General features: G+C 65.2%; 1 protein-coding gene. It reads left to right on the top strand.

What is annotated here, in order from left to right; translation table 11 throughout:
• On the top strand, positions 1-446 hold a 446-nt coding region (locus NBW84_RS18260), incomplete at its 5' end, for a four-helix bundle copper-binding protein (protein WP_250285946.1).
• Positions 447-627 lie beyond the last annotated feature (181 nt).

The raw sequence follows: 627 nt of genomic DNA, 5'->3' as shown, positions 1-627 counted from the left end.
TCACGGAACAGCGGAACATTCGACGTGAGCGGTTCGCAGTGATCATCGGGGGCGGCGGTTCACGCCGCGCGACCGTCAGGAGGGTCATCGTGCAGCACGCCGAGAAGATCAGTAATGAAATGCGCAAGGCGATCGACAACTGCATGTCCTGCTCGACCACGTGTGAGGAGACGATTGCCTACTGCATGGACATGCCGGGGACGATGATGGACGCGGCGAGCATGCGTATCCTGATGGACTGCGCGGCCGTCACGAAGGTCTGCGCGGACATGATGTGCCGCATGTCGTCGATGTACCGGGAAATGTGTGGCATCTGTGCGCGCATATGTACGATGTGCGCCGAAATGGCCATGAAGATGCCCGGTGACGCCCAGATGATGAAGCTGGCGGAAGCGTGCCGCGCATGCGCCGCATCCTGCCAGATGATGGCCGGTGCCACGGTCTGAGCCTCGGCTCTGACGTCCGCCGCTCCCGCCTGGCCGGCGGTGGCGGGGACGTGTCGTCGTCGGGTCGGGGACGTCACGGGGTGCTCGCGGGAGTGCCGCCCGGGCCGCCCGGGCCCGACGGAAAACCACGGAAAATCCACGAACGCCCCCTGGGGCCGTTCTCGTCCGGCGTTGTTCGTGG

This window comes from Protofrankia sp. CiP1_Cm_nod2, assembly GCF_920664355.1.
Taxonomy (GTDB): Bacteria; Actinomycetota; Actinomycetes; order Frankiales; family Frankiaceae; genus Protofrankia.
This window is presented reverse-complemented; position numbering and strand designations above follow the sequence as displayed.